Raw genomic sequence first — 20,051 nt, 5'->3', positions numbered from 1 at the left:
GGCTACCGCTTGACCTTGGCGAGGTATTCCTCGCGGGAGAAAACGCCCTTCTCGATGAGCAGCTCCACCATGGCCTTCAGCGCCGCGACCTCCTTGCGCTGGACCTCCTCCACGCTCTTGAGCAGCTCCGCGGGGCTGCCCGAGGCCGCGCGCGGCGCCTCCGGCGGAGGGGCCTGACGGGGCGGCGGAGCGGCGGCGGGCTTGGGGGACATGGCGACGGCGGCGGCCGGGTCCAGGTCCTTGAGGTTCTTCACGACGGTGCGGCCTTGGGCGTCCACCACCTTGAAGTTGGTGTCCGCGTCCTCCAGCTCCGCCGTCTCCTCGTAGAGGCGCGCGAACGCCCGCGCCACGGAGGTGCGCCCGGCCACGTTGGCCACGATGCGGCACTTGGACAGGGCGCGCAGCTCGTCCAGCACGCGCACGTTGAGCGGATCCGACATGGCGACGACCAGCGTCTTGCCGTCGTCGCGCAGTTGCAGCGGCACCACGGAGAAGTCGCGCGCCGTCTGCGCCGGAATCTTGGCCTTCACGTGCGGCGGCACCATCTGCACGGAGTCCAGGTTCACCGCCGGCATGCCCAACTGTTTCGACAGGGCGCGCACGAGGATGTCCTCGGAGACGAGGTTCATCCGGACGAGGATCTCGCCCAGCTTCCCGCCCCACTTGGCCTGCTCGGCGAGCGCCGCCTTGAGCTGGCTCTCCTGCAGGACGTTCGCCTTGATCAGCAGTTCTCCAAGCTTGATCTGTGCCATGTCGTGCGCGCCATAGTACCCGGTTTGCGCCGGGACGCTGCCTTTCGACGCCTGGAAGCTCAGGAACCCGGCGCAGGGGGCGGCTGCGACACCGCCCCTTCCGGGCGGACCTCCTGGCCCCGCGCGTCGACGTCCACCACCTTCGCCCCCTCGGGCGCGCCCATTTCATAGAGCGTCAGGTCCGGGCGGCCGTTGAGGCGGATGTCCGTGTACTTCAGGTCCAGCTTCGTGTCCGCCGAGGCGGCGATGAGGTGCACCTTGTCCGGGAAGAACTGGTCGCCCCGCTGCTGGAAGTCCTCGAACGCCAGGTCGTAGCCCGGCACGCCCCGGACCTCGCTCTTCACCACGCGCAGGTGCTTGGGGTCCACGCGCAGTGTCTGTGTCGCCGGCCCCCGCTGGAGCTTGAGCACGTAGACCCGCTCCTTCTCGTCCAGCTCCAGGGTCATGGACTCCGGCGGCAGGAGGGGGACCTGGCCCAGCATCACCGCCACCAGCTCCTCGCTCGGCAGGACGACGGGCAGGAAGCGGGACACGTTCTCCGCGCTCGCGGGGCCCTGGAGGTACGTGTTCTCCCGCGCCTGGTAGATGCCGAAGCGCTCACCGTCGGAGACGAGCGAGGCCACCGGGCGGTTGAAGAAGTCGTACGTCTCCAGGTGGATGAGGGCCGGGCGGGTGATGGAGAGATAGGTGGAGAGCGTGCCGCTGCCCTGCGGGGAGTCCACGTGGAGCTTGGCGTCGCCCTCCAGGTTCACCACCTTCGCCTGCCGCTCGCGCACGTGCTGGTAGAGCGTCTGGGCGTCCTCGATGCGGCCCTCCGGACCGAACTCGAGACGTTTGGGGCAGGCCGAACAGAGGAGGGCCAGGAAGATTGCGGCGGCTGCGCGGTTCATATGTCCTAGTGTGAGCCAGGGCCGCCTGCCCGGTCATCCATCATGAGCCTGAACGATCTACTTCATTACCTTCGCCTGGGCGGCGTCACCCTCGCCCTCCTCCTGGGCGCCTCCGTGGTGGCCCTGGGCGTGGCCATCGAGCGGCTCATCGCCCTCTGGGGCGTGAGCGAGCGCTCCCGCAACCTGGGGGAGATCGTCCAGAAGCACCTCCTCCGGGGGGACGTGGCCGCCGCCCGCACCGCCGCCGAGCGCTCCGACGCCGTGGCGGCCGACATCTTCCTCGCCGGGTTCGATCGCTGGGAGCGCTCCCGCTCCAGCGGCGGCAACGGCATCGAGTCCGCCGTGGAGCGCGAGCGCGCCCAGGTGGGCTTGAAGCTGCGCCGCAACCTGTGGCTGCTCGCCACCATCGGCTCGACGACGCCCTTCGTGGGCCTCTTCGGCACCGTGGCCGGCATCATGCGCTCCTTCAAGGACCTGGGCGTGGACGTGGAGGCCGGCGGCACCGGCGGCTCCGCGGCCGTGATGACGGGCATCTCCGAGGCGCTCGTCGCCACCGCCGTGGGCATCCTCGTCGCCGTGCAGGCGATGGTCTTCTACAACTACTTCCAGGCCCGGCTGTCCCGCGTGCTGGTGGAGCTGCGCCTGTTGGGCGACGAGTTCGCGGAGGTCCTCAAGGAGCGCTCCGCCGGCGGCCCGCTGCCGGAAACCACGCCGCCCCCGCGCGAGAGCACCCCGCCCCCCGCTCCCCGCCCGGATCCGCAGCCCGCCTCGTAAGGAGACACGCCCACCATGGCCATGGGAAAGACGCCCGGCTCGGGCGACGACGAGGTGGAGGGCGCGGGCTTCGCGGAGATCAACATCACGCCGCTGACGGACGTGATGCTCGTGCTGCTCATCATCTTCATGGTGACCAGCTCGGTCATCACCCAGCAGGGCCCGGGCGGCGGCGCGAAGGCGGGCCTCAAGGTGAACCTGCCCAAGGGCGGCGCCGCGGACGTCACCGCGCGCACCACGGACCTGTCCGTGGCGGTGCTGGCGGACGGCCGCTTCGTGCTCGCGGGCAACGTCGTCGCGGAAGCGGAGCTGAAGCAGGCCTTCGACACCGCGAAGAACCAGAACCCCGACACCGTGGTGATCGTCCAGGCGGACGAAGGCGTCCCCCACGGCACCGTGGTGCAGGTGATGGAGCTGGCGAAGAAGGCCGGGCTCGCGCAGCTCGCCATCGGCGTGCGCGAAGGCAACTAGGCAAAAGGCCCCCCGGCGCATGCGCCGGAGGGCCTTCTTCACTTCAGGACTTCAAGTGCCTCAGACGCCGCCGAACGCCGCGTCGGTGATGTCCATCGGGGACGTGTCCTCGGTGGCGATGAGGCGCGCGGCGTACTCCACGTTGGGCAGCACGTTGCGCGCGTACCACAGGGCGCTGAACTTCTTGCCCTCGTAGAACGCCTTGTCCGGGTGGTCGGCGGCCACGCTGGCGGCGGCCTTCTCCGCGATGACGGCCGCGTCCAGGAGCAGCCAGCCCACGGCGACCTCGGACATCATGTTGAGGAAGCGGTTGGCGGACAGGGGAATGAGCGGAAAGCGGCCCGCGTCCTGCGACCAGCCGAACAGCGCCATCGCGCTGGACATCAGGCCTTCCTGCGCGCCGGCCAGCGTCTTCACGGCCTCGCCCAGCACCGGGTGCTCGCGGTGCGCTTCCACGAAGCTGCCCACGTCGCCCATGAACTGCTGGAAGTGCGCGCCGCCCGCCTGGCCCATCTTGCGGCCCACCAGGTCCATGGCCTGGATGTGGTTGGTGCCCTCGTAGATGGAGAAGATCTTCGAGTCGCGCGTGTACTGCTCCACCGGGTAGTCCTGGATGTAGCCGGCGCCGCCGTACACCTGGATGGCCTGCGCGCAGAGGCGGAAGGCCTGGTCGGAGCCGTAGGACTTCACCAGCGGCGTCAGCACCTCCACCTGGCCCCTGTGGTAGGTGGCCGCGTCGTCGTCCTTGCCCGCGAGCTGCTTCGCCTTGTCCAGGTGCATGGCCAGCTTGATGACCAGCGCGCGGATGCCCTCCACGTGCGCCTTGATGTCCAGCAGCATGCGGCGCACGTCCGGGTGCTCGATGATGGCGGCGCGCGGCGCGGACGGGTCCTTCCACTTGGTGAAGTGAGAGCCCTGCTTGCGGTCCTTCGCGTAGTCGAGCGCGTTGTAGTACGCGGCCGACGCCAGGCTCACGCCCTGGATGCCCACGGCGATGCGCGCGCCGTTCATCATCTTGAACATCTGGCTCATGCCCACGTGCTCGACCGTGCCCACGAGCTCGCCCAGACAGCCGTCGTTCTCACCGAAGTTGAGGACACAGGTGGCCGAGCCGTTGATGCCCATCTTGTGCTCGATGGACGCCACGGTGACATCGTTGGACTGGCCGGAGGAGCCGTCCGCGTTGATGCGCAGCTTGGGGACGATGAACAGCGACAGGCCCTTGGTGCCCACCGGCGCGCCGTCGATGCGCGCGAGCACCAGGTGGATGATGTTCCCGGCCATGTCATGGTCGCCGCCGGAGATGAAGATCTTCGTGCCCTTGATGCTGTAGGTGCCGTCCGCGTTGCGCTTCGCGGTGGACTTGGCCGCGCCCACGTCGGAGCCGGCGTGCGGCTCGGTGAGGCACATGGTGCCGCCCCACGTGCCGTTGAGCATGCGCTCCACGAACTGCTTCTGCTGCGCGGGGGTGCCACACTCGGCGATGACCTCCGCCGCGCCGAACGCCAGGCCCGGGTACATGTTGAAGGCCGTGTTGGCGCCGGAGAGGATCTCCTCCACCGTCACCTGGAGCATCATCGGCGCGCCCTGGCCGCCGTGGTCGGGGCTCACCGCCACCGTCTTGAAGCCCTGCTCGTAGAGCTTGCCCCACGCGTCCTTGAAGCCCTTGGGCGTGAAGACCGAGCCGTTCTCCACCCGGCAGCCCTCCCGGTCACCCACCGAGTTGAGGGGCCCCAGCACCTCGCGCGCGAAGCGGTACGTCTCCGTGAGGACCGCCTTCGCCTCGTCCGGGCCCCAGGCGTCATAGGGGGCCGTGCCCGCCACCTGGCCGAAGCCGAACTGCTCGAACAGCGTGAAGAAGATCTCTCGAAGGTCGGTCTTGTAGGTGTTGATGCCGGCGGACATGGCCACTCCTGCGTAGGGGCTCGCTGCCTGCCTGCTTCCCGCAGGGCGGGAAAAAGTAAGGGTCAGCGGCACATGTGACGCAGGAAGTGTGGCGTCGACTGATTTTTGAGTCAACCCAAGATGACACCCCGCGTTGACGGACGGTCGAAGCCGTCCTTCTCGAACGCGGGATTTCGTCTTGGAACGCCTACTTCCTGGCCTTCTTCGCGGCCGGGAGGGACGCTGTCTTCGCGGCGGGCTTCTCCCGGGGCGCGGTCTTCTTGGACGAGGCGCCGGAGCGGGGCTCGCCCGACTCCTCGTCATCGTCCTCGTCGTCCTCGTCCCGGTCGCGCTCCGGGGCGGCGGGCGCCGGGGCGCTGGTAGCGGCTTCCGGGGTGGCGGGCGCCGGGACGACCAGGCTCTCGCGGGGGACCTCCACCACGATGGGGGACTGGCCGGAGCGCTGCCGGTTCTCGTCCTCCAGGGAGTAGAAGAGCTGGATCTGCGAGCCGCCCTTCATGACGAGCTCGCCCTTCTGGTTCTCCGCCCAGAGGTCGATTTCCACGAAGTACCGGCCGCCGGAGCCGTGGCGGTCGCTCACGCGGCCCTTGCAGACCACGGTGTCGCCCGGCCACACCATCTTGATGAAGCGGACATTGTAGCGCCGGAGCTGGCCGCCCCGGGCCCAGTCGCTGATGAGCTGGCCCAACATACCCATGACGAGCATGCCGGGGGCGTAGACGGACGGCATGCCCACGCTCTTGGCGTAGAGCTCGTCCACGTGCACGGGGTTGTAGTCGCCGGAGGCGCCCGCGTAGCGCGACAACTGGACGCGGTCCACCGGGGCCTTGGCCAGCGCCGGCAGCTCGTCACCGACGCGGATGGATTCGAAGTAGAGCTTGCGCGCGGGCATCAGGCGTTCTCCTTGGCGGCACGCACCACGAGGGTCCGGCGGGCGCGGAAGACGAGGTTGCCCTCTTCGTCCCGGCCTTCGTCCTCGATGACCGCGATGTCCATCTTGCCGGACATGCCCGGCCGCTCGAAGACGTCCGACACGCGGGTGGACACGTAGATGCGGTCCCCCGCGAAGATGGGCCGCTCGTAGTCGAAGCCCTGCTCGGCGTGCAGCAGGCTCTTGATGCCCACCCCCAACAGCTCCCGGAGGTCCGCGGCGGAATGGAACGACGCGGGAAACGTGGGAGGCGCGACGATGGTGGGGTAGCCCGACGCGCGGGCGTACTCCTCGTCGTAGTAGATGGGATTGTAGTCGCCGATTGCCTCGGCGAAGCGCCGGATGGCGCCCTTCTCCACCTCGTTGAGCGTCGGCGGCGAGGCGCGGCCAATCGCGTTCTTGTCCAGCATTTCCCTCTCCTGATGAGTCTTCAGCGGCCTGCCGGAAGCTCGAGCACCGTCAGGAGCCCGGCCTCCGCGGCCGTCAAACGTGGCGCGGCATTCACCAGCGCGTTCGCGGTGGCCCGGTCACCCGCCACTCCCCCCGGTATCTCCAGCACCAGCTTGGGATCCGCGTCGATCTCGATGCGATCCCGTGGGTTGTCCGCCCCCATCGCGATGGTCAGCTCCAGGCGGACCCGCTCCTGCCCCTCCTCCAAACCCACCACGGATTGGAACATGCCCGCGACGCGGCCTTTCTTCACGACAAATGCGCCGCCGGTGATGTCCTCCTCGGCGAACACGGGCGCGACCTCCTCCTCGAAGTCGTCGCAGTCCAGCCCCAGCCCCACCGCCGCCATCGCCGCGGACTCCACCAGCCCCACGTGGCCCAGCTCCTCGCGGTCCACCAGGTCGAAGAACTCCTCCTCCGTCAGGCCCGCGCCCACCTTGCGCTGCAGGGCCTCACGGCGCGTGCGGGCGTCCACCACCCGGCTGGCCAGCACCTTGCGCACGGGGCCGCACACCTGACCGGCGGTGGCCACCAGGCGGTCCAGCACGAAGCCCGGGTTCACGCCCGTGCCCACGATGGCGACGCCCGCCTTCTGCGCGGCGCGCTCCAGCTTGTCCGCCAGCTCCGGGTACTTGAGGTGCGGGAACGCCAGCTCCTCGCAGGTGCTGGCCACCGGCAGGCCCAGCTTCAGCGCGTCCAGGAGCTGATCCATCACCTGGGACAGCCGGGAGCTGGTGGCGTGCAGCACCACCACGCCCTTGCGGCGCCCCACGGCGCGCTCCAGCGAGTCCGCGACCTTGAAGCGCGGACCGGCCAGCCCCAGCACGTCGCCCAGGGGACGACCCACCAGGGAGGCCTGCGAGTCCACCGCGCCCATCAGCTCCACTTCGGGGGACGACAGGGCGGCCCTGGCAATTTCCTGCCCGATGAACCCCAGCCCCATCACCACCACCGGCACCGGCCCTTCAGGGGCTCTAGCCATCGGAGATTGCTCCCGAATTCCAAGGGGTTACAGCCATTTACGTCGGGTAGGCGGCCACCATAGAACACGGCTCCTCGGGCAGGCAAGCAGGACGTGGAATCCGGCGACCGCCTGTTTCGGGGAAACCTCAAGAATTCCGGCAGTTTAGCGGCACTGGAAAGCTTGGGGGGGCCTGTTTGCCCGTCTGCGGACCGGCTATAAGACTCTGAGAAAAAACGCAGCCCACTCGCTCGGAGCGTATCAGCCCATGGCCCGAATCCTCGTGGTGGACGACGACGTGCTCATCCTCGCCGCGCTGTCCCGGATCCTCCAGGCGGAGGGTTACGAGGTCGTGACGCACAGCGACCCGGTGGTGGCGGCGCGGGAGCAGGGCTTCGACGTCGTGCTGACGGACTTCATGATGCCGTACCTCAACGGCATCGAGCTGTTGTCGGCGCTGCGGGAGAAGAACCCCCGCGCGGTGCGGCTGATGCTGACGGCGGCGGCGGACTTCAAGACGGCGTCGGAGGCGGTGAACCGGGGCGAGGTCTTCCGGCTGCTGGGCAAGCCGTGGGCGCTGAGCGAGCTGACCAGCAGCGTGCGGCAGGCCATCGAGCACCACCGGCTGGTGGCGGCCAACGAGCGGCTGACGCGCGAGGTGGCGGAGAAGAACGCGGAGCTCCTGTCCATCAACGAGGGGCTGGAGCGCCGGGTCATCGAGCGCACCACGGGGCTGCTGGACGGGCTCATCAGCGCGCTGGACTACCGGGACACGGAGACGCAGTGGCACTCGCGGCGGGTGTCGCTGTACGCGCGGCGGCTGGCGCAGGAGATCGGCCTCACCGGGCCGGCGCTGGACGTGGTGGAGCAGGGCGCGCTCCTGCACGACATCGGGAAGATCGGCGTGCGGGACTCCATCCTGCTCAAGCCCGGGCCGCTCACGCCGGATGAGTGGGTGGAGATGAAGCTGCACCCGGAGTTCGGCTACCGGATGCTGGCGAAGATGCCCTACCTGCACGAGGCGGCGCTCATCGTCCTGCAGCACCAGGAGCGCTGGGACGGCAAGGGCTACCCGCTGGGGCTCCAGGGCGAGGAGATCGTCATCGGGGCGCGCATCTTCTGCCTCGTGGACACGCTGGACGCCATCACGTCCGACCGGCCCTACCGCAAGGGGCGCCCCATGAGCGTGGCGCGCGACGAGGTCCGCCGCTGCTCGGGCACGCAGTTCGACCCGATGCTCGCGGAGGCGTTCCTCGGCCTGCCGGAGACGGAGTGGGCCCGCATCCGCCGCGAGGTGGAGATGATGGAGGAGGCGGAGAGCCACCGCTGGACGGGCGCGAAGCTCGACGCGAACGGCCAGCCCATGCCCGCGCGCGCCGCCGGGGCCTGACGCGCGAGGGCCTTCGCCTCAGGGGGCGCGCGTGCCGACGATGACGTCGTCGATGACCGTGCCCTCCAGCAACGCGTCCACCACGTCCATGCCCTGGACGACCTCGCCGAAGGCCGTGTAGCGGCCGTCCAGGTGCGGCTGCGGCGAGTGGGTGAAGAAGAACTGGCTGCCGCCGGTGTCCTTGCCCGACAGCGCCATCCCCACGGTGCCACGCGCATACGGCCGGCGCGTCATCTCGCAGCGGATGGAGTACCCGGGGCCACCCTCCCCGTCTCCGCGCGGGTCTCCGCCCTGCGCGACGAAGTCCGGCACCACGCGGTGGAAGGTGACGCCCCGGAAGTAGCCCTGCTTCGCGAGCGCCGCCAGGTTGCCGCCCGTGAGCGGCGCTTCCGGATCCAAAAGGACCTTGATGTCGCCCTTGCGCGTGCGCAGCGTGAGCGTCGTCCCGGGGGACGCGGCCGGCGGGCGGTACGTCTCCGGAGGCAGCTCCACGCGGGCGGAGCGGACGGGAGCGCCCGTGAGCGCCGTGAGGGACTCGGCCGCGACCCGGCGCACGTTCGCGTGCGGGTGGTTCAGCCATTCGCGCAGGCGGGGCTCCGCGGCCTGCCCCTGCAACGCGACGAGCGCGCCGGCCACCGCCTCCGCCAGATCCGGCTCCTTGGGGACGCGGTCGGCCAGGGCCTGCACCGCGGTCAGGGCCTCGGCGTCCTTCAGCTTGCCGGCGGCGGACGCGGCCAGCCCCGCCACCACCGCGTCCCCTCCGCCGATGAGCGCGCGGATGGGCGCCATCGCTTCAGGCACCGGGCGTTCGGAGAGCGCGTCCAGCGCGGCGCCGCGCACGATGGGGCTGACGTGGTCCAGGTAGGGCACCGCGAACGCGGCTCCAGCGGGCTGTCCCTTGGACTGCGCCACCTCGTGCAGTCCCAGCGCGAGCCATCGGGCCTCGGGGACGCGGCCGTAGCCGCACTGGCGCACCTGCTCCAGCGCGCCCTGCTGCCGGTCCATGGCCGCCGCGAAACGGCAGTCCAGCCAGGCGAGGTCCGCGTGGGCCTCCTCGGACACGGCGGCGAGGTCGGCTTCCGCCAGCGCACGCCTCAGGCGCGACAACACCGGCCGGCCCTGGAGCGGAAGGCCCTGCTGCGCCACCGCCAGCAACACGTGGCCTTTCGCCGCCTTCCCCTCCGCCACCTGCTTCGCCAGGTGCGCCTGGCCTTCCAGCGCGAGCAGCGGCTCACAGGGCGCGCCGGCCTCGCACTTCGCGGCGAGCTTCGCCAGCGCACGCGCCACCTCCGCTGACGCGCGGGACGTGGCTTCGCCCGACAGCAGGTTCAGCGCCAGCGCGTCCCGCGGGCTGCCCAGGTCGCCCAGGCTCTTCACGCACGGGGCCATCACATCCGGTATCGAACTGGCCATGCAGGAGCGGAGCGCATCCACGCCGTCCAGCCGCTTCGACGCCGCCAGGAGGTACGCCCCGGCGACGTTCACCTCGCTCCGCAAGCGGGGATCCAGCAGCACGCGGATGGTCTCCAGGGGGACGTTCGCCACGACCGCGGGTCCGGCCTTGCGCGCAGCCACGCCCAACGCCGTCGCCGCGGCCGCGGCCCAGGGGCCATTGGCCGGAGACAGCCGGGCCGTCAGCACCTCCACGGCGCCAGGCGTGGCCAGCTTGCCCAGGGACTCCAGCAGCGTGTTGTGCACCCGGGCGTAGGCTTCCGAGGCCTCGGCGCGCACCAGCGCTTCCGTGAGCGCCGTCCGTGCGGCCTCCGGGAGCGGCTCCCACGACTGCGCCAGCTCACCCGCCGCGAAGGCGGCCTCGTCGCGCACGGCCTTTTCCGGCGCCGTCAGCCCGACGAGGACGGCCTCCAGCGTCTCCACGTCCTGGATGCGCGCCAGGGCCCGGAGCGCACGCACGCGCACGGCCGCTTCCGGCGCGGAGGTGGCGAGCCGCGGCAGCTCACCGCCCCCCAGCGACCGGCGGTCCTCCCAGTCCTGAATCTGGGCGATGACCTTCGAGGGCTCGACCGGGGGCGGAGGCACGTCGGGCGTCGGCACCGAGCGGACACAGGCGCTCACGAGGAGGACTCCGGCGGACACTGCGGCGGGCAGGCGGGCCATGCCCGAGGGGCTAGGTCAATTCCCCGCGAAAATCCAGGGGTTATGGCGCTGAACGGGTTTGACAGCCGCGCGCCGGGGCCGGGAAGATGCCGGGCCGTTTCCCCCCTCCCGGAGCACCGGCCCTGAACTGCCCAGGCTGCAATCGCAAGGTCGCGGAAGACACCGCCATCTGCCCCCACTGCGACCACATCATCGACGAGTCCTTCCTTGGGGGAACCGGGGATGAGGGGAACTCCGGCGGCGATGACGAGAGCACCGGCGTCCGTCCTCCGCCGCGCTCGCGGCCCCCTCCGGCCCGCGCCGCTCCGGAGCCCCGTGCACGCCCCGCCCCGGCCCGCGCCAGGACGGGCGCCCGCCCCGCCGCGCCGCCGCCGAGCGATGACGCCACCAACGTGCGGAGCATGGACGACATCGCCCGGGAGAAGGCCCAGCGCGCCGCTCCCGCCCGGGCCGGTGGCGCCGCCAAGGCCGCTCGCGCGCCGGCCCGCCGCGCCCCGGCTCCCGCCCCCGTCCAGGAGGACGAGGACGACGTGGGCGACGCGGTGGCGGATCCCTGGTCCCGCGAGGCGCGTGAGCTGGAGTCGCCCCGCTCGCCCATCGACGATCCGGAGGTCCTGCTGGACGACGCGCGCTCGTTCCTGCGCGAGCTGGAGGGCGGAGACCGCATCGCGTTCTGGGGCGCGACGCTGGTGGTGCTCTCCTGCTTCATGCCGTGGAAGGAGACGGCGGCGGACGGCGACTTCCTGGGCCTCATCAGCCTGGGGTTCATCTCCTTCCTCTTCGCCGTGGCGACCATGGTCTTCGTGGGCCTGCGGGCGCGTCAGGTGATGACCTGGGTGAACCCCATGCTGCCGTGGGGCGCGCAGATGGTCTGCAGCGTGGTGACCCTCGTCTGGTCGCTGGTGTTCCTGAAGCTGTCCTCGGACACCACGCTCGTGCCGTCGCCGCTCGGCAACTCGGAGATGATGAACTCGTCGCCGAGCATCGGCTGTTTCCTGGGCATCCTCGGCGGCGTCATCGCGGTGCTGGGCAGCCTGATGGGGCTGAAGCGCCAGGAGTAGGCCCCACCGGTTTTTCGCTGCCGCGCCGGACGTGAGGCGGGCTACCGTCGCCCGCCACCATGTCCGACGCCACGCCCCTCTCCCGCCTCCTCGACGCGCTGGGCTCGGCCGTCGTGGGCCAGCCCCGCGTGCTGGCCGACCTGGTGACGGCCTTCCTCGCGCGCGGTCACGTGCTGCTGGAGGGCGTGCCCGGGGTCGCCAAGACGCTCACCGCGCGCAGCATGGCGGGGGCGCTGGGCCTGTCCTTCTCCCGCGTGCAGTTCACCCCGGACCTGATGCCCGCGGACATCCTGGGCACCAACGTCTTCCAGCCGCAGTCGCAGTCCTTCCGCCTGATGAAGGGCCCCGTCTTCACGGAGGTCCTGGTCGCGGATGAGATCAACCGCACGCCGCCCAAGACGCAGGCGGCGCTCCTGGAGGCCATGGAGGAGCGGCAGGTCACCATCGACGGCGTCACCCACGCGCTGCCGCCCCACTTCTTCGTCGTGGCCACGCAGAACCCGCTGGAGCTGGAGGGCACCTATCCCCTCCCCGAGGCGCAGTTGGACCGCTTCCTCATGCGCGTGCGCGTGGGCTACCCGGACGGCGACGCCGAAACGTCGCTCCTGCGCGCCTTCCATCAGCGCGAGGGCCGCCCGCCCGGCGTGTCCCGCGTGCTGGACGCGGGGACGCTGACGGAGCTGCAGGACCGCGCGGCGCGCGTCGCGTGCGACGACTCCATCCTCCAGTACGTGGTGCAGTTCGTGCGCGACACCCGCGCCCACCCCCGCGTGCGGCTGGGCGCGAGCCCCCGCGCCGCCCAGGCCCTGCTCGCGGCGGCCAAGGCGCACGCGGCGCTCCGGGGCACCGACTTCGTCACCCCGGACGACGTGAAGGCCGTGACGCCCAGCGTCCTCAACCACCGGCTCCTCCTCAAGGCCGAGGCGGAGGTGGAGGGCGTCACCGCGGACGACGTGCTGAAGCAGTTGCTCGAACGGGTGCGAGTGCCCCGGTGAGCCCAGGGCGCCCCGTCCCCAGCGGCCTCGCCGTGGCGCTGTTCGCCGGGGCGCTCGTGCCCGCCGCGCTCGCGGTGGCGAGCCCCGCCTTCGGGTGGCTGGCGCTCGCGGTGGACGTGGCCGTCCTGCTCCTGTGCGCGGTGGACTTCCTGCGCGCGCCGCAGGCCCGTGACGTCGACGCGCGCCGCGAGGTGGAGCCCATCCTCTCCTCCGGCGTGGACAACACCGTGCGCTGGGAGCTGCGCTCGCGCGCGGACGGGCCCGTGCGCGGCGAGCTGCGAGACGAGCCGCCCCTGGACGTGGAGAGCCATGGCCACCGTCAGCCCTTCACGCTGGAGCCCCACGACGCCACGCGGCTGACATACCGCGTGCACCCGCTCTCCCGGGGCGACGCGCGCTTCGGCGACGTGAACCTGCGGCTGATGGGGCCGCTGGGCCTGTGCTCGCGGCAGGTGCGGCTGCCCGCGGGCCAGGACGTGAAGGTGTATCCGGACCTGCGCGCCCTGTCGCGCGAGGCGCTGACGCTGGCGCGCGCGTCGGAGGCAGTCTCCGCGCGCACGCTGCCGCGCAAGTCCGTGGAGGGCCGCGAGTTCGAATCGCTGCGCGAGTACCGCCCCGGCGACGACTACCGCCACATCGACTGGAAGTCCTCCGCGCGCCACGGCCACACGCTGGTGCGCACGTGGCAGCCGGAGCGCAACCAGCCCGTGCTGCTGCTCCTGGACTGCGGCCGTCACATGGCGGGCCGGGTGCAGGGGCGAAGGAAGCTGGACCACGCGGTGGACGCGGCGCTGCGGCTGGCGCGCGTGAGCCTGGACGCGGGCGACGTGGTGGGCGTGCTCGCGTTCGCCAGCGACGTGCGCGCCTTCCTGCCCCCGCGCAAGGGCGCGGAGCACCTGCGCCTCATCACCGAGTCCCTCTACCGCGCGGAGGCCGGCCTGGAGGAGAGCGACTACGGCCGCGCGTTCGACTTCGCCTTCGCCCGCCAGACGCGCCGCGCGCTGGTGGTGCTCTTCACCGACCTGGTGGATCCGGACGCGTCCTCCGCGCTCCTCACGCGCACGCTGGCCCTGCGCCCCCGGCACCTGCCCGTCGTCGCGTCGCTGCTGGACGAGGACCTGGAGGCCGCCGCCACGGACGTGCCCGGCGACGCGACGTCCGCCTACGCACGGCAGGCCGCCTCCCGCATGGAGGCCGAGTACCGCCGCACCGCCACCACGCTGCGCGACGCGGGGGCCCTGGTGGTGCGCGCGCCGGCACGCGGCTTCGGCGCCGCTGCACTCAACGTGTACCTGGACGTGAAGGCGCGCGGGCGGCTCTGAGCGCTCACGGCGCATTCGTCAAGCCCTTTGAGACATTCCAGTGCTCGCGCGCGCATGCGTCGCTCCGCCGAACAGCGGGCTTGCCAATCGCGCGGAGGCCGAGTTTTCGGCCTCCGGGAGGACCCCCTTTACAGATGCCGATCGCTGCCCAGAATGGCGCGCCTCAACTGTTCGCGCGCACGCGCGCACGCTCCAAACCGGACGGGAGGCGGGACTTGGCGGAGGTCGTGAGGGGTTTGAAGCTGGAGGTCGAGGCGGACGCCGCGGCCATCGCGGCCCGCGCCGCGGAGGAGCTGGTGGAGGCGGGGCTGACGCCCTTCCACGAGCGGCTCCTCGCCGAGGAGCTGCTCGCGCGCAGCGGAGACACGCAGCAGCGGCTGGCGAACGCGCTGGCCGAGGCGAAGGTGGACCTCAACCCGCATCAGGTCGAGGCCGCGATGTTCGCGCTCGACACGCTGTCGCGCGGCGGCTGCATGCTCGCGGACGAGGTGGGCCTGGGGAAGACCATCGAGGCGGGCCTCGTCGTCGCCCAGCTCATGGCGGAGGGCAAGAACCGCATCCTCATCCTGGCCCCCGCCGTGCTGCGCGCGCAGTGGAACGCGGAGCTGCGCGAGAAGTTCGACCTGGACAGCGTCCTCGTCGACGGCCGCGACGTGAAGAAGCACAACAACTGCTTCGACCAGCCCTTCCCCGTCATCTGCTCGCACCCGTTCGCGGCGAACAAGTCCGCGCTCGTGGCGGAGATCCCCTGGGACCTGGTCATCATCGACGAGGCCCACCGCCTGCGCAACGCGCACCGGGCCAACAACAAGACGGGCCAGGCGCTGCGCGCGTCGCTCGCGGGCCGCCCCAAGCTGCTGCTCACCGCCACCCCGCTCCAGAACGACCTGATGGAGCTGTTCGGCCTGATGTCGCTGCTGGACGAGCAGATTTTGGGCCCCGAGCACGCCTTCCGCAGCCGCTACCGCGCGGACGAGGGCGGCGGCATGACGGAGGCCGCCGCTTGCGAGCTCAAGGAGCGGCTGGCCCCGGTGGTGCAGCGCACGCTGCGCCGGCAGGTGCGCGAGTACGTCCGCTACACCAACCGCCGCAGCATCGTGGAGGACTTCCACCCCTCCCCGGAGGAGCACGACCTCTACGAGAAGGTCAGCGAGTACCTGCAGCGCTCGGAGGCCGCGGCCATCGAGCCGGGCAAGAAGACGCTGCTGACGCTGTGCTACCGCAAGCTGCTGGCCTCCTCCACGTTCGCCATCGCGCCCACGCTGCGGCGGCTGTCGGAGAACCTGGAGAAGCGCCTGACGGCCGCGCGGCTGGGGCAGCAGGCCCTGTCGCTCTTCGAGCCGGAAGAGGCCAAGCAGTTCGTGGAGGAGGGCGAGGAGTGGTCCGACGACCCCGCCAAGGCGCCCCAGGTCCGCACGCTGGAGCAGGAGGTCTGGGAGCTGCGGCAGTACGCGGACCTCGCGGACTCCATCCGCATCAACGCCAAGGGTGAGGCGCTCAAGCGCGCCCTGGACCGCACCTTCGCGGTGATGCGCACGCACTCCTGGCCGGAGAAGGCGCTCATCTTCACGGAGTCCAAGCGCACGCAGCAGTACCTGTTCAACCTGCTGTCGGAGCACGGCTACAAGGGGAAGATCTCCCTGCTGTCCGGCGACGCCGGCGGCACGCCCGAGGAGCGCCGGGCGCTGGTGGAGGAGTTCCGCCACAAGACGCAGATCCTCATCTGCACGGAAGCGGGCGCGGAGGGCCTCAACCTCCAGTTCTGCAACCTGGTGGTGAACTACGACCTGCCGTGGAACCCGCAGCGCGTGGAGCAGCGCATCGGCCGGTGCCACCGCTACGGCCAGCAGCGCGACGTGCTGGTGGTGAACTTCCTCAACCGGCAGAACGCGGCGGACGCGCGCCTGTTCGAGCTCCTGGAGAAGAAGCTCAACCTCTTCGACGGCGTGTTCGGCGCGTCCGACGAGATCCTGGGCGCGCTGGAGAGCGGCGTCGACTTCGAGCGGCGCGTGCTGGACATCTACCAGTCCTGCCGCGACCCGAAGGACATCAACAGCGCCTTCGACAAGCTGCGCGAGGAGCTGGAGGGCAGCATCAACCAGCGCATGACGTCGATGCGCTCGGTGGTGCTGGAGCGCTTCGACGGTGACGTGCGCCGCCGCCTGCGCGTGGCGGGTGACGCCGCCAAGGAGGTCGTGGCCAGGCGCCAGCAGGAGGCGAAGGCGCTCACCGGCTCCGTGCTGGGCAGCCGCACCTCCGGACGGCTCCAGGTGGCCAAGGCCGCCTACGCGGTGCGCGACCGCACCCAGGACACCGTCAGCTACCTGCAACTGGACGCGGCTGGCCTGCCCTCGCGGCTGGCGCGGCTGGCCGGCAGCGAGGGCTGGTGGTTCGTCTACAAGTTCGAGACCACGGGCCTGAAGCCGGAGGAGAAGCTGGTCCACCTGGTGCTGGTGAAGGACCGGGACGGCGGCTTCCGCGCCCTGCCGCTGACGGACGGGGTCCACTTCACGAAGCTCGACGCCAAGGAGGAGAAGCGGCGGCAGCCCGCGCCGGTGTCGGTCCAGCTCATGCAAGAGCAGTCGCTCATGACCGCCAAGGATGAGCTGATTCGGGCCGCGGAACGGCGCAACGCGTTGGAGCTGGACAAGGCCAAGGAGCGCGCGGACCGCTACGTCGAGGACTGCCTGATGGAGTCGCGCGAGGTGGTGGAGGCCGCCCGCCAGGCGTGGTTCGACGCGCGCAAGGAGGTCTCTGGCATCGAGGACGTCGCGGAGCGCGCGAAGGCGCGGGCGCACTCGGACCGGATGGAGCGCGACTACCGCCGCAAGCTGGCGTCGCTGCGCAACGAAGAGGAGAAGCGCTACGCCTCCAAGGACCGGCAGATGGCGGAGCTGGCGAACAAGGCGCGCGTGACGGAGAAGCGCACCCTCATCGCCTCCGCGTACTTCTGGCTGTCCTGAGGAGCGCGGGCCCCGTCACAGGGGCTTGAGCCGCACCCACGTCGCGCCCCAGCCTCCGTCCGCCTCGGAGGCCGGCTGGAAGCTTTCGACCTCCGGCAGCGTGGGCAGCAGGGACTGCACGGTGCGCCGCAGCGCGCCCGTGCCCTTGCCGTGGATGATGCGCACGTCGAGCACGCCCTTCTGGCGGCAGGCCCAGAGGTACTCGGCGACGAGCTCCTTCACCTCGCGAGGCTGGAAGAGATGCAGGTCGAGGTTCCCATCGACCGGAATTTCTACCGCCCCCAGCTCCTCAGGGGTGGGTGGAGGCTCCGGCCCCTCGGGTGGCAGCGGCGGGGGTGGCTTTCGGCGTGACACCGTAGCGGGCCTCCTCCTGGCGCTGCTTCTCCTCGGCCGCCAGGCGCTGACGCTCGCGCGCCAGCCGGAACTGCTCCTTCAGGCTGGTGATCTCCCCCTTGAGCGAGGTGATGTCCTCCTTCACCGCGCGCGGGTGGCCTTCACCCACCAGGTCCACGTGATTGCCCGCACGCCTGCCCTCCGAGCCGGCGCCACCGGCGGAGGTCATCTGCATCAACAGCGCGGCCAGGGTCATCACCTTCATGGCCAATCACGTAAGCAAGCGCCGTGCTCGCGCGCAAGTCATGTTGCGTGAGCAACGCTTCGCTGGCCGCCCTCCTCCTTGTGTGACACGACGCGTTCCGCGAGCCGGACGGCGGACAGGGGGGCGCTGCCTTCCGCCTTGTTGTTGATGGTCACGAAGACGGGCCGGTCGCGCCGCACCGCGGCCATGCACACGCGGGCCAGCACGTCGCGGGTGCCCACGTCCTCGTCCACCAGCCGGTTGAAGGGCGCGTAGCGGGCGTAGGCCTCCTCGTAGCCCAGGTTCGGCGGCAGCATCCAGCGCACCACCACGGCGCGGGCCTCGAAGGCGCGCGTGAGCTTCGCCTGCCGCGCGACGGGCGGCATGTGCGCCCACACCGCGAGCACCGGGCTCACGCCCGTGTCCGCGAGCGCCTGGGCGAAGCCTTCCGTGAGCAGCTCCTCGTTGCGCACCTCCACCGCGTACAGCGGCCCCCGGGGCAGCGCGGAGAAGAACGCGTGCAGCCGCTCCACGAAGCGGCCCGCGCCGCCCAGCGCCGCGGGGTCCTGCGGCGGGAACTGGAAGACGAGCGGCCCGGCCTTGTCGCCCAGCCCCTCCAGGAACGGCGCCACCACGTGGTCCACGGCGTAGGCCGCCTGGAGGAAGCGGTCATTCACCTGCCCCCGGTGCGCGCCGTACCGCTCGTGCACGGGGAAGCGCGCCAGCGTGCAGGCTTCATGCGCCTTCACCAGGAAGCGGAAGCCGTCCGGGACCTGCTGCGCGTACTCGGCGAAGGTGCTGGCCGGCACCGGCGCGTAGAAGGTCCGGTCGATGCCCACCGTGCGCAGCACCGGGTGGTGCGCGTAGGCGGCCAGGCCCTCGCGCGCCAACTGGGTCGTGCTGGCCTCATGGTCGTAGACGAGCCCGTTCCACCCCGGGAACGTCCACGACGACGTGCCCAGGTAGACGCCGCGCGGGAGCTGCTCCCCCAACATGCGCAGGCTGTCGGACGGCGCGGCGGGCCCGACCGGCTGGGTCCTGCGCCGCGACGAAGCGGGTGGCTCCTCCAGCGCGCCGGTGAAGAGGTCGAACTGCGCGGGTCGTCGCGGTGCGCTCATGCGTGCAGCTCCTCTCCCACGGAGGGGACGGCGGGGAAGCCCTGGGAGTAATCCCCGGGCCCAGGCGATGCAGCAGGTTGCCCGGATTCAGGGGGACGTTCCAGGTTTCCGGCACGCCCCCCAGGCGGACAGGCGCGCACACGGACCGTCCTCCCCTGAACGCGACGGTCTGTGATTGAACGTTTGTCCAAATGCAAACGCAGGCGTCTCGCGGTAAGCTTCTCAAAGCGAGTAATTCAGCACTACCCGTGTGAGGCTTGCACGGGGTTGCAACGGCTGGGGGGCATCATGGACTGGTCGTTGACCGCGTCGCTGCTCGCGGAGCGGGACACGCGGCCCATCGTCGTGATGGACCGGCGAGGCCGCATCGAGCTGGCGAACAGCGCGTTCACCGCGCTCCTGCGCCGGCCCCGTGAGGAGCTGCTGGGGCGCCGCTGGGCGGAGGTCTGCACGCCGCGCGAGCACGGGCGCGAGGTGGGGCGGGCGCTGCGGGCCCTCTTCACCAGCGCCGAGCCCCGGATGGAGACACAGGTGCTCACGCGCGACGGTGAGCGGCTGCCAGTGGAGCTGGACGTGGCCGCCGTGGGCCGCCCTCCCCTGCGGCTGGTGGCCATCGTCACGCGCTCGGCGCCGCCCCTCCCCGTCCCCGAGCCAGGCGCCGTTCCCGACGTGGCCGCGGCCCACGGGCCCCGAGGGGACCTGAGCTACGAAATCTCCACCGAGCTGTCGTCCTTCGGGACCCTCAAGGCGGTGTGGACCTCCGGGGAGGCGCGGCTGGAGGAGATGGTGGGCCGGCCGTGCTTCGGCGCCTTCGCGCACCGCGACGCGCCCTGCCTGGACTGTCCGCTGATGGCGGCGGCGCCCTCCTCCTGGCCGCACACCGTCGTGCGGCAGGCCGCCGGGCACGCCGAGGGCTATGAGGTCATCACCGCCACGCCCACGGGCGCCGGCACCGCGCGCGTCAGCGTGCACACCATCGGGGATGACACGCTCAGCGGCCTCTTCGAGGCCAAGGTGCGGCGCATGGCGAACGCCGCGCGGCTGTCCGAGCGGGAGGGAGATGTCTTGCGATATCTCGCGCTCGGCCGCTCGCCCACCGACATCTCGACGGTGCTAGGGATTACCGAGCGCACGGTGAAGTTCCACCAGGCCAACCTGCTCCGGAAGCTGGGCGCGGAGACCCGGTACGACCTGCTTCGCCTGTTCTTCTAAGCAGGGACCCTTCCCTCCGGGACAGGTTTCACGCCGTTGACGTTGGAGGATGCTGTGATTTCGACTCCGGAGTCCTGTGGGTCGGGGGGGCCGTTGCCCATGGGCAGCGCCGGTCAAAGCCGTATCATCAAAGACATACAGTCCGCGTGGACTTCCGTCCAGAG

Annotated in this window: 18 protein-coding genes; 8 read left to right on the top strand and 10 right to left on the bottom strand. The window is 71.0% G+C overall.

Going from position 1 to position 20,051, the window contains the following annotated elements:
• Positions 1-2 precede the first annotated feature (2 nt).
• Both K8556_RS18550 and K8556_RS18545 read right to left on the bottom strand, forming a co-directional pair.
• Positions 3-752, bottom strand: a complete 750-nt coding sequence (locus tag K8556_RS18550) for a general secretion pathway protein GspE (protein ID WP_223741404.1) — start codon at positions 750-752, stop codon at positions 3-5.
• Positions 753-811: 59 nt separating this feature from the next.
• Entirely contained in the window at positions 812-1,642 is an 831-nt protein-coding gene (locus K8556_RS18545) for a DUF4292 domain-containing protein (RefSeq protein WP_223741403.1), read from the bottom strand.
• A gap of 42 nt (positions 1,643-1,684) precedes the next feature.
• Here K8556_RS18545 and K8556_RS18540 point away from each other — a divergent pair, with 42 nt between their 5' ends.
• On the top strand, positions 1,685-2,416 hold the full coding sequence (locus tag K8556_RS18540) for a MotA/TolQ/ExbB proton channel family protein (protein ID WP_223741402.1): 732 nt from the start codon (positions 1,685-1,687) through the stop codon (positions 2,414-2,416).
• A gap of 15 nt (positions 2,417-2,431) precedes the next feature.
• Positions 2,432-2,887, top strand: a complete 456-nt coding sequence (locus K8556_RS18535) for a biopolymer transporter ExbD (RefSeq protein WP_120546675.1) — start codon at positions 2,432-2,434, stop codon at positions 2,885-2,887.
• 60 nt (positions 2,888-2,947) lie between these two features.
• On the opposite strand, the gene K8556_RS18530 is transcribed toward K8556_RS18535, so the two are convergent.
• From K8556_RS18530 to K8556_RS18515, 4 genes are all read right to left on the bottom strand, one after another.
• Positions 2,948-4,792, bottom strand: a complete 1,845-nt coding sequence (locus K8556_RS18530; protein ID WP_223741401.1) for an acyl-CoA dehydrogenase — start codon at positions 4,790-4,792, stop codon at positions 2,948-2,950.
• A 187-nt stretch (positions 4,793-4,979) separates the two neighbouring features.
• Complete coding sequence (locus K8556_RS18525; protein ID WP_223741400.1) at positions 4,980-5,684, bottom strand: MaoC family dehydratase; 705 nt, start codon at positions 5,682-5,684, stop codon at positions 4,980-4,982.
• Entirely contained in the window at positions 5,684-6,133 is a 450-nt protein-coding gene (locus K8556_RS18520; RefSeq protein WP_014397671.1) for a MaoC family dehydratase N-terminal domain-containing protein, read from the bottom strand. Before K8556_RS18520 ends, K8556_RS18525 begins: the two co-directional genes overlap by 1 nt.
• Before the next feature lie 20 nt (positions 6,134-6,153).
• On the bottom strand, positions 6,154-7,155 hold the full coding sequence (locus K8556_RS18515) for a dihydrodipicolinate reductase (protein WP_223741399.1): 1,002 nt from the start codon (positions 7,153-7,155) through the stop codon (positions 6,154-6,156).
• Between the two features lie 247 nt (positions 7,156-7,402).
• Here K8556_RS18515 and K8556_RS18510 point away from each other — a divergent pair, with 247 nt between their 5' ends.
• Positions 7,403-8,524, top strand: a complete 1,122-nt coding sequence (locus K8556_RS18510; protein WP_223741398.1) for an HD domain-containing phosphohydrolase — start codon at positions 7,403-7,405, stop codon at positions 8,522-8,524.
• Between the two features lie 18 nt (positions 8,525-8,542).
• Here K8556_RS18510 and K8556_RS18505 read toward each other — a convergent pair whose 3' ends face one another.
• Positions 8,543-10,597 carry a peptidylprolyl isomerase gene (locus K8556_RS18505; RefSeq protein WP_370639940.1) on the bottom strand — a complete coding sequence of 685 codons (2,055 nt, stop codon included), beginning with the start codon at positions 10,595-10,597 and terminating at the stop codon, positions 8,543-8,545.
• Between the two features lie 128 nt (positions 10,598-10,725).
• Between K8556_RS18505 and K8556_RS18500 the strand changes: the two genes are divergently transcribed.
• The 4 genes from K8556_RS18500 to K8556_RS18485 all read left to right on the top strand — a co-directional run bounded on the left by K8556_RS18500 (position 10,726) and on the right by K8556_RS18485 (position 16,980).
• The gene (locus tag K8556_RS18500) at positions 10,726-11,700 is read left to right on the top strand and encodes a zinc ribbon domain-containing protein (RefSeq protein WP_223741396.1); all 975 of its coding nucleotides are present in this window, start codon (positions 10,726-10,728) and stop codon (positions 11,698-11,700) included.
• Positions 11,701-11,759: 59 nt separating this feature from the next.
• A complete protein-coding gene (locus K8556_RS18495) occupies positions 11,760-12,695 on the top strand; it encodes a MoxR family ATPase (RefSeq protein WP_223741395.1) in 936 nt (311 codons plus the stop codon).
• The gene (locus K8556_RS18490; protein WP_223741394.1) at positions 12,692-14,017 is read left to right on the top strand and encodes a DUF58 domain-containing protein; all 1,326 of its coding nucleotides are present in this window, start codon (positions 12,692-12,694) and stop codon (positions 14,015-14,017) included. The genes K8556_RS18495 and K8556_RS18490 overlap by 4 nt, the downstream gene beginning before the upstream one ends.
• Before the next feature lie 215 nt (positions 14,018-14,232).
• A complete protein-coding gene (locus K8556_RS18485; protein ID WP_223741393.1) occupies positions 14,233-16,980 on the top strand; it encodes an SNF2-related protein in 2,748 nt (915 codons plus the stop codon).
• Between the two features lie 15 nt (positions 16,981-16,995).
• On the opposite strand, the gene K8556_RS18480 is transcribed toward K8556_RS18485, so the two are convergent.
• The 3 genes from K8556_RS18480 to K8556_RS18470 are packed head-to-tail and all read right to left on the bottom strand — an operon-like array spanning position 16,996 to position 18,675.
• A complete protein-coding gene (locus K8556_RS18480; protein WP_223741392.1) occupies positions 16,996-17,334 on the bottom strand; it encodes a Smr/MutS family protein in 339 nt (112 codons plus the stop codon).
• Positions 17,270-17,578: a hypothetical protein gene (locus K8556_RS18475; RefSeq protein ID WP_223741391.1), complete on the bottom strand. Its 309-nt coding sequence runs from the start codon at positions 17,576-17,578 to the stop codon at positions 17,270-17,272. The genes K8556_RS18480 and K8556_RS18475 overlap by 65 nt, the downstream gene beginning before the upstream one ends.
• 38 nt (positions 17,579-17,616) lie before the next feature.
• Complete coding sequence (locus K8556_RS18470) at positions 17,617-18,675, bottom strand: DUF72 domain-containing protein (protein ID WP_223741390.1); 1,059 nt, start codon at positions 18,673-18,675, stop codon at positions 17,617-17,619.
• A 288-nt stretch (positions 18,676-18,963) separates the two neighbouring features.
• On the opposite strand from K8556_RS18470, the gene K8556_RS18465 reads away from it, so the two are divergent.
• Complete coding sequence (locus tag K8556_RS18465; protein WP_223741389.1) at positions 18,964-19,887, top strand: PAS and helix-turn-helix domain-containing protein; 924 nt, start codon at positions 18,964-18,966, stop codon at positions 19,885-19,887.
• Positions 19,888-20,051 lie beyond the last annotated feature (164 nt).

The organism is Corallococcus sp. AS-1-12, assembly GCF_020036995.1.
In the GTDB taxonomy this organism is placed as follows: domain Bacteria; phylum Myxococcota; class Myxococcia; order Myxococcales; family Myxococcaceae; genus Corallococcus.
This window is presented reverse-complemented; position numbering and strand designations above follow the sequence as displayed.

Bases quoted from the DNA above. Each gene is read 5' to 3' on its own strand.
- K8556_RS18550 (WP_223741404.1), bottom strand. From the start codon at position 752: ATGGCACAGATCAAGCTTGGAGAACTGCTGATCAAGGCGAACGTCCTG.
- K8556_RS18545 (WP_223741403.1), bottom strand. From the start codon at position 1,642: ATGAACCGCGCAGCCGCCGCAATCTTCCTGGCCCTCCTCTGTTCGGCC.
- K8556_RS18540 (WP_223741402.1), top strand. From the start codon at position 1,685: ATGAGCCTGAACGATCTACTTCATTACCTTCGCCTGGGCGGCGTCACC.
- K8556_RS18535 (WP_120546675.1), top strand. From the start codon at position 2,432: ATGGCCATGGGAAAGACGCCCGGCTCGGGCGACGACGAGGTGGAGGGC.
- K8556_RS18530 (WP_223741401.1), bottom strand. From the start codon at position 4,792: ATGTCCGCCGGCATCAACACCTACAAGACCGACCTTCGAGAGATCTTC.
- K8556_RS18525 (WP_223741400.1), bottom strand. From the start codon at position 5,684: ATGCCCGCGCGCAAGCTCTACTTCGAATCCATCCGCGTCGGTGACGAG.
- K8556_RS18520 (WP_014397671.1), bottom strand. From the start codon at position 6,133: ATGCTGGACAAGAACGCGATTGGCCGCGCCTCGCCGCCGACGCTCAAC.
- K8556_RS18515 (WP_223741399.1), bottom strand. From the start codon at position 7,155: ATGGCTAGAGCCCCTGAAGGGCCGGTGCCGGTGGTGGTGATGGGGCTG.
- K8556_RS18510 (WP_223741398.1), top strand. From the start codon at position 7,403: ATGGCCCGAATCCTCGTGGTGGACGACGACGTGCTCATCCTCGCCGCG.
- K8556_RS18500 (WP_223741396.1), top strand. From the start codon at position 10,726: ATGCCGGGCCGTTTCCCCCCTCCCGGAGCACCGGCCCTGAACTGCCCA.
- K8556_RS18495 (WP_223741395.1), top strand. From the start codon at position 11,760: ATGTCCGACGCCACGCCCCTCTCCCGCCTCCTCGACGCGCTGGGCTCG.
- K8556_RS18475 (WP_223741391.1), bottom strand. From the start codon at position 17,578: ATGAAGGTGATGACCCTGGCCGCGCTGTTGATGCAGATGACCTCCGCC.
- K8556_RS18470 (WP_223741390.1), bottom strand. From the start codon at position 18,675: ATGAGCGCACCGCGACGACCCGCGCAGTTCGACCTCTTCACCGGCGCG.
- K8556_RS18465 (WP_223741389.1), top strand. From the start codon at position 18,964: ATGGACTGGTCGTTGACCGCGTCGCTGCTCGCGGAGCGGGACACGCGG.